The sequence below is a fragment of the Rhodococcus sp. CX genome, assembly GCF_015865005.1.
Classification (GTDB): Bacteria; Actinomycetota; Actinomycetes; order Mycobacteriales; family Mycobacteriaceae; genus Rhodococcus.
Map to the genome: position 1 here is coordinate 1 of NZ_JADZGH010000155.1, position 6287 is coordinate 6287.

Here is a 6287-nt window from a genome sequence, read left to right on the forward strand (position 1 = left end):
CCGCCTCCGGCAGGTCCGACGTTCTGTTCCGCCTCCGGCGGTCCGAGCGAATGTATCCCTCGTCTCCTTCAATCGACTGGGTGTACCACTCGCTCACGTGCGAGGGAGGGTGTGGCGGCCGTGATCCCCGATTCCTCGTCGGGAATCACGACTCGAACGTTCGGGCGTGGACGCGACCGCGCCAGCTCGAAGTGCCGGACCAGCTCGGTCAGAACCCGATCCGGGCTGTCCCGAAGTGCACTGGGTGCGGTCGCCAGAACGATGATGCCCAGACCCTGCATTCTCGTCCGCCGCTCCAGCGTCCTCTTGTAGTCGGCCGGCGAGAGATGCCATGCGAGCGAGTCGATCTCCCAGGCCATCGCGACCTCGTCGATCCAGCCGTCGGGACGCGCCACGAACCTGCCGTGAGCATCGACGACGTCCCGGTTGAACACCATCTCCGGTAGCCCACTGCGCAGCCAGAGTTTCCGTGCGTGCACTTCCGGGACCGAATGTACGTTCGCCGCGACCTCCCGCAGCACCTTCCGGGGGAAGGCCGAACCTCGACCGCTGCCTGCCTCCAGTTCCTCCGACAGCTGGGGCACCGTTACCGCTCCCCGCTGCACGACCTGAGCGATCAGCGCTCGAGTCGCGTCCAGCGTCGTGCAGCGGCGAGCCGCGTCGAGGACGGCACGAACGAGCGGCGCACAGCGAAGTCCTCGGCGCCCCACGTGGTCCGGCATGCGGCGCGTACGTTCCACCAGCACAAATCCCTTCGATTGGATGCGTTGTTCCGCCGGAAGCAGGATGTGCGCTTCGTATCCGGCGGTGTCGAATCCGTACTCGCGCAGAGCCGCATGCCCGGTCAGGACGGCCGTTTCCCCGCTGTACATCAGTGCCGCGACGGATCGTTGGTGATCCGTCAGCCGCCCGTTCTTCAAGTGGATGATCCCGGGAAGAACACGCTCCCACGGACCGCCCGGCCTGCACCTGTCGTGGATTGCCGAACCCGACACCCCGACACTCCGTAACGTCGAATCCGCGATGATTTCGTGGTTCGCGATCCTGAGCAACGTCTCGGGGTCCTCTGCCCATTCTCCTCGTCTCATGCGCCGATCATGCGATGCCGCCGGGCGGCCGCGAGACGTCGAGACGCCGATGCCGCGGTATCTGTGGATAGACCGCGCGCCTGTGGACAACGACCCCGATTCGGGGTGACCCCCCACCCCCTTCGGCCGAGCGAGTGGTACACCCAGTCGATTGAAGGAGACGAGGGATACACTCGCTCGGACCGCCGGAGGCGGAACAGAACGTCGGACCTGCCGGAGGCGGAACAGGTCAGCCCAGCACGACGTCCGCCAGCGATCTCACGTGGTCGGCGTTTCGGCAGGCGACGAGCAGCATCGTCACCCCTGCGTCCTCCCACCGACGCACTCCGTCGCGAACCTCGTCCCGGTCGCCCACGATCATCGTCTCGGCCACCATTTCGTCCGGAATGACCGCGGCCGCTTCGTCTTTGCGACCGGACCGGAACAACGTGGTCACCTCCTCGACGACCGCGTCGTAGCCCATGCGCCGGTAGACCTGGGCGTGGAAGTTCAGTTCGGGGGGCGCCCATTCCGCCGATGTACAGGGCCATGATCGGTTTCTGCGCGGCGAGGGTTGCGGCCTTGTCGTCGGTGACGACGACCTGGCAGGTCGCGGCGATCTCGAAGTCCTCGCGGGTGCGCCGGGCGCCGGGACGGGCGAAGCCCTCGTCGAGCCACTTGTTGTACATGGGCGCGAGGCGCGGCGAGTAGTAGATGGCGAGCCAGCCGTCGGCGATCTCCGCGGTGAGCGCCACGTTCTTCGGTCCTTCGGCGCCGAGCCAGATCGGGATGTCGGCGCGGAGCGGATGGGTGATGGACTTGAGCGGCTTGCCGAGTCCGCTCGCGCCGTCACCGGTGTAGGGCATCGGGTAGTGCGGCCCGTCGCTGGTCACCGGTTCCTTGCGTTCCAGGACCTTCCGGACGATCTCGACGTATTCGCGGGTGCGGGCGAGCGGCTTGGCGAACGGTTGCCCGTACCAGCCCTCGACGACCTGCGGGCCGGACACGCCGAGTCCGAGGATGTGCCGGCCACCGCTGAGGTGGTCGAGGGTCAGTGACGCCATCGCGGTGGCGGTCGGCGTACGGGCCGACAACTGGACGACGGAGGTGCCCAGACGGAGGCGCTCGGTCTCGGCGCCCCACCAGGCGAGCGGGGTGTATGCGTCCGAACCCCAGGACTCCGCGGTGAAGACGGCGTCGTAGCCCGCGGCTTCGGCGGCGGCAACGAGTTCCGGTGCGTTCGCCGGTGGCTGTGCGCCCCAGTATCCGAGCTGCAATCCCAGTTTCATGTGGCACCTTTCGCGATGGTCGCCGGTGCGGAACCGGCCTGGTCGGACGCTACCCTTGCCTCAAATCCTAGAACCTGTTCTACTCGAAGTTGTGAGCCTGGGAAAGAGCGCGGTTGTCGAGCCACCGCTGAGCGCACCACTGAATCTGAAGTTCGACTACACCCGATCCACCGGACCGACCGTGGGCGCCTTCGTCACCGGTCTGCGCGACGGACGGATCGTGGGGGCACGTGCCTCCGACGGCCGGGTGCTCGTTCCGCCGCCGGAGTACGACCCGGTCACCCACGAGCCCCTGCTCGATTTCGTCGAGGTCGGGCAGACCGGAACGGTCGTCAGCTGGACGTGGAACGAGCTGCCGCTTCCGGGCCAGCCGTTCGACCGCCCGTTCGCGTGGGCGTTCATCCGGCTCGACGGCGCCGATTCCTCGATCCTGCACGCGGTGGACGTCGAATCCCCCGAAGACATCGAGACCGGCATGCGGGTGCGGGTCCGCTGGGCCGACGAGCGCGTCGGGCACATCGACGACATCGCGGCGTTCGAACCCGGTGAGGCCACCGAGACGCCGGCCGCCGGTGAGGGCGATCCGGTCTCGATGATCGTCACCCCGATCGACCTGCACTACAAGCACACCGCCTCCGCCGAGGAGTCCTACTACCTGCGCGGTCTCGCCGAAGGCAGGTTCATCGGCGGGCGCACCGGCCCGGGCGACCCCGTCTACATTCCGCCCCGCGGCTCGAGCCCGACCGACGGCATCCCGACCAAGGAGCAGGTGGAGCTGTCCGACAAGGGCACGGTCACCACGTTCTGCATCGTCAACGTCCCGTTCCTGGGGCAGCAGATCAAGCCGCCCTACGTCGCGGCCTACGTGCTGCTCGACGGCGCGGACATCCCGTTCCTGCATCTGATCCTCGAGTGCGACGCCGCCGATGTGCGCATGGGCATGCGCGTCCAGGCCAAGTGGCGACCGCGCGAGGAGTGGGGGCACACCCTGCGCAACGTCGAATACTTCCGTCCCACGGGCGAACCCGATGCGGACTACGACACGTTCAAACACCACCTCTAGGGAGCATCGGGATCAATGACAGACATCGCAGTCGTCGGCTTCACCCACGCACCCCACGTGCGTGAGACCACCGGCACCACCAACGGCGTCGAAATGCTCGTCCCGTGCTTCCACGAACTGTACGAGCGCCTCGGAATCACCAAGAGCGACATCGGTTTCTGGTGCTCCGGCTCGTCGGATTACCTTGCCGGACGAGCGTTCTCCTTCATCTCCGCGGTCGACGCGATCGGTGCCGTGCCGCCGATCAACGAATCGCACGTCGAGATGGACGCGGCCTGGGCCCTGTACGAGGCGTGGGTCAAGCTGATCACCGGCGAGGTCGACACGGCGCTCGTGTACGGCTTCGGCAAGTCCTCCGCGGGCAACCTCCGCCGCACCCTGACCATGCAGCTCGACCCGTATCTGGTCGCGCCGCTCGGCGTCGACTCGCTCGCCCTCGCCGGTCTGCAGGCGCGCTTCGGCCTCGAGTCCGGCAAGTGGACCGAACGCGAGATGGCGGAAATCGCGGTGCGCAGCCGTGCCGCCGCCAAGGACAACCCGAAGTCGCAGATCAGCGGCGATTTCGACGTCGACGACCTGCTCGCGCAGCCGTTCGTCGCCGACCCGCTGCGCAAGCACGACTGCGCGCCCGTCACCGACGGTGCCGCCGCGATCGTCCTCGCGTCCGGCGACCGCGCCCGCGAACTGTGCGAGAACCCGGCCTGGATCACCGGCATCGAACACCGCATCGACTCACCGAATCTCGGCGCCCGCGACCTCACCGCCGCACCGTCCGCGCAGGCCGCGGCGCAGGCGGCGACCGGCGGTGACAGCGCCTTCGACATCGCGGAACTGCACGCGCCCTTCACTCATCAGGAACTGATCCTGCGCGAGGCCATCGGCCTGGGCGACGCCACCGTGATCAACCCGTCGGGCGGCCCGCTGACCGGCAACCCGATGTTCTCCGGCGGACTCGAACGCATCGGGTACGCCGCGCAGGCGATCATCGACGGCCGCGCCGGCCGCGCACTCGCACACGCGACGAGTGGTCCTGTACTGCAACAGAATCTGGTAGCCGTTCTGGAGGGACGCAACTGACATGGCCAAACAACCGGCAGCAGTCCTCGGTACGGGACAGACCCACTACGTCGCCAAACGGCACGACGTCTCCATGGCCGGCCTGGTCCGTGAAGCCATCGACCGCGCGATGCTCGACGCGCAGGTCGGCTGGGACGACATCGACGCGGTCGTCATCGGCAAGGCACCGGACCTGTTCGAGGGTTCGATGATGCCCGAACTCGCGATGGTCGACGCGATCGGCGCGACCGGCAAGCCCATGCTGCGCGTGCACACCGCCGGTTCCGTGGGTGGTTCCACCGCGAACGTCGCCGCGAGCCTCGTGCAGTCCGGCGTGCACCGCCGCGTGCTCGCCGTCGCCTGGGAGAAGCAGTCCGAGTCGAACGCGATGTGGGCGCTGTCGACGCCCGTCCCGTTCACGATGCCCGTCGGCGCGGGGGCCGGCGGCTACTTCGCGCCGCACGTGCGTTCGTACATCCGCCGCTCGGGCGCCCCCGAGCACATCGGCGCGATGGTCGCGGTCAAGGACCGTCTCAACGGCGCGAAGAACCCCTACGCGCACCTCAAGCAGCCCGACATCACTCTCGAGTCGGTGCAGGCGTCCCAGATGCTGTGGGACCCGATCCGCTACGACGAGACGTGCCCGTCCTCCGACGGCGCGTGCGCCATCGTGATCGGCGACGCCGACACGGCCGCGGCCCGCGAATCCGGCGGGCACAAGGTCGCGTGGATCCACGCGACGGCGATGCGCACCGAACCCACCACCTACTCCGGCCGCGACCAGGTGAACCCGGAGGCGGGCCGCGTCGCTGCGGCCGCGCTGTGGAAGGACGCGGGCATCACCGACCCGATCACCGAGATCGACTGCGGCGAAATCTATGTGCCGTTCTCGTGGTTCGAGCCGATGTGGCTCGAGAACCTCGGGTTCGCCGAGGAGGGCTCCGGCTGGAAGCTCACCGAGGCCGGCGAGACCGCGATCGGCGGTCGCATCCCGCTGAACATGTCGGGCGGCGTGCTCTCGTCGAATCCGATCGGCGCGTCCGGCATGATCCGGTTCGCGGAGGCCGCGATCCAGGTGATGGGCAAGGCCGGCGAGCATCAGGTCGACGGTGCGCGCAAGGCCCTCGGCCACGCGTACGGTGGTGGCTCCCAGTACTTCTCGATGTGGGTCGTCTCCTCCGAACGTCCGACGCACTAGAAGGGACGGGTCATGGTCAAATTCACCGTCGGTGTCGCGATGACGCCGCTGGACCAGCTCCCGGGACTCGCGAGAACCGCCGAGGAGTGCGGATTCTCGTCGATCGCGCTGCCGGATTCGCTGTTCTTCATGGAGAAGCAGACGGTCGACTATCCGTACACGCCGGACGGTTCGCGGATGTGGACCCCGGACACCCCGTGGGTCGATCCGTTGATCGCCGCCGCCGCGATGGGGGCGGTGACCTCGACGATCGAGTTCTACACCCAGGTGCTCAAGCTGGGTTCCCGAAACCCGGTGCTCCTGGCCCGGCAGGTCGGGTCGGTCGCCAACCTCACCGGCAACCGCTTCGGATTCGGCGTCGGAATCGGTTGGGCACCGGAAGAATTCGAGTGGTGCGGCGCACCGTACTCGAAGCGGGGCAAGCGCGTCGACGAGATGATCGAGGTCATCAAGCTGATCCTCGGCGGCGGCATGGTCGAGCACCACGGTGAGTTCTTCGACTTCGACCGGTTGCAGATGAGCCCGGCACCGAGCAAGCCCGTGCCGTTCTACATCGGCGGGCACACCGACGCGGCGTTGCGTCGCGCGGCACGGGTCGGCGACGGGTGGACCTC

Annotated in this window: 5 protein-coding genes and 1 pseudogene; 4 read left to right on the forward strand and 2 right to left on the reverse strand. The window is 67.9% G+C overall.

The window, feature by feature from the left end; genetic code table 11:
• Positions 1-68 precede the first annotated feature (68 nt).
• Both I0Q12_RS16140 and I0Q12_RS16145 read right to left on the reverse strand, forming a co-directional pair.
• Positions 69-1088 (reverse strand): hypothetical protein, encoded by a 1020-nt coding sequence (locus tag I0Q12_RS16140; protein WP_231610788.1) that lies wholly within the window; start codon positions 1086-1088, stop codon positions 69-71.
• A gap of 355 nt (positions 1089-1443) precedes the next feature.
• Positions 1444-2356, reverse strand: a pseudogene (locus tag I0Q12_RS16145) (LLM class F420-dependent oxidoreductase); the annotation flags it as partial.
• Positions 2357-2447: 91 nt separating this feature from the next.
• Between I0Q12_RS16145 and I0Q12_RS16150 the strand changes: the two are divergent.
• From I0Q12_RS16150 to I0Q12_RS16165, 4 genes are all read left to right on the forward strand, one after another.
• Positions 2448-3419: an OB-fold nucleic acid binding domain-containing protein gene (locus I0Q12_RS16150; RefSeq protein WP_197252875.1), complete on the forward strand. Its 972-nt coding sequence runs from the start codon at positions 2448-2450 to the stop codon at positions 3417-3419.
• Between the two features lie 15 nt (positions 3420-3434).
• Positions 3435-4496 carry a thiolase domain-containing protein gene (locus I0Q12_RS16155; RefSeq protein ID WP_197252876.1) on the forward strand — a complete coding sequence of 354 codons (1062 nt, stop codon included), beginning with the start codon at positions 3435-3437 and terminating at the stop codon, positions 4494-4496.
• 1 nt (position 4497) lies between these two features.
• Positions 4498-5673, forward strand: coding sequence for a thiolase domain-containing protein (locus I0Q12_RS16160; RefSeq protein WP_197252877.1), 1176 nt, complete (start codon positions 4498-4500; stop codon positions 5671-5673).
• 12 nt (positions 5674-5685) lie between these two features.
• A partial coding sequence (locus I0Q12_RS16165; RefSeq protein WP_197252878.1) for a TIGR03619 family F420-dependent LLM class oxidoreductase occupies positions 5686-6287 on the forward strand: 602 nt, incomplete at its 3' end.

What these genes read in the sequence shown, in the direction of transcription:
- I0Q12_RS16140 (WP_231610788.1), bottom strand. Translation starts at nt 1,088, where the DNA reads ATGAGACGAGGAGAATGGGCAGAGGACCCCGAGACGTTGCTCAGGATC.
- I0Q12_RS16155 (WP_197252876.1), top strand. Translation starts at nt 3,435, where the DNA reads ATGACAGACATCGCAGTCGTCGGCTTCACCCACGCACCCCACGTGCGT.
- I0Q12_RS16160 (WP_197252877.1), top strand. Translation starts at nt 4,498, where the DNA reads ATGGCCAAACAACCGGCAGCAGTCCTCGGTACGGGACAGACCCACTAC.